Source organism: Vibrio sp. Vb0349 (genome assembly GCF_033338975.1).
The window spans coordinates 1-1,006 of sequence record NZ_JAWOTS010000490.1 but is presented as its reverse complement, the minus strand read 5'-3'; the positions used below and the strand labels follow the sequence as shown (position 1 = coordinate 1,006).

The following is a 1,006-nucleotide window of genomic DNA, read 5'->3' as shown; positions in this document are numbered from 1 at the left end:
CTCCTGCACTTGTTCGACAAAATAGCCTGTTAACATGGCTAAAATGCTCGAAATCATCAAACTTCCTTCTACTTGGTAATAGGTCAACGCGACTGAGCCTACCAAAGCCACTACGACGCTAGAAAGTACCGCTGCATTTTTAATCGTGGGTACGACAATCGCGATAAAGGTTGCGGCTACTGCAAATTCCAACCCCATTTCACTCAGTTCTGGGATTAGGCTACCTGCCACGATGCCTGTCAGCGTCGCAAGGTTCCAGAACAGATAGAAGCTCAATCCGGCGCCTAGGGCGTACCAGCGATTAAATTGTTCGTCAGAATGATGGCCTGCAATGGCAAACAGCTCGTCGGTTAACAGAAAACCAAGCGATAGCCGCCATTTAAGCGGAAGTGGTGCAATTTTACTGCGCATGGATACGCTGTAGAGAAAATGTCGTGAGGTGATGAAAAACGTGGTGAGCAACATAGTGGTTAGCCCCGCGCCCGCTTTTATCATTCCCATCGCGACGAGCTGAGCGGAACCCGCGAAAAGAATCGCGGATAACGCTTGTCCTTCTAGCGGGTGAAGCCCTGTATCAATCGCGAACGAACCTGCTAAGAGTCCCCAAGGCAGTACGGCAATACTCAACGGCATCATTGCGAGTGTGCCTTGCCAAAATAAAGTGGCTTTTGATTCTTCTTGTAACGGCAAAGTGTTATCCATTGTTTGTTCTTAATTGTTTTGAAGTCAGGCTATCAACGTAACGTGGTAGAGGCATCTCGCCTTGTACGATATTGCGGATTTAGCTAAAGCGAAGATATTGGCCCGGCGTGACGCCCATGGCTTTCTTAAAGTGTCGATGCAGGTGGCTTTGATCATGAAAACCACATTCTTGTGCGACATCAGAGATTCTCTGCCCTTGTTTGAGCAGCTTTTTCGCCATACGTAAACGTTGCTGGATCTGGTAAGCATGAGGCGGAAAGCCAAATTGCTTTTGAAATTCGCGCAGTAAGTGAAAAGGGCTCAG

General features: G+C 48.0%; 2 protein-coding genes. Both read right to left on the bottom strand.

Going from position 1 to position 1,006, the window contains the following annotated elements; genetic code table 11:
• Positions 1 to 702: AzlC family ABC transporter permease (locus tag R7Q47_RS26815; RefSeq protein ID WP_318090375.1), on the bottom strand; the 702-nt coding region annotated here is incomplete at its 3' end.
• 79 nt (positions 703 to 781) lie between these two features.
• The coding region (locus R7Q47_RS26810; protein ID WP_318090373.1) for a helix-turn-helix transcriptional regulator at positions 782 to 1,006 on the bottom strand (225 nt) is incomplete at its 5' end.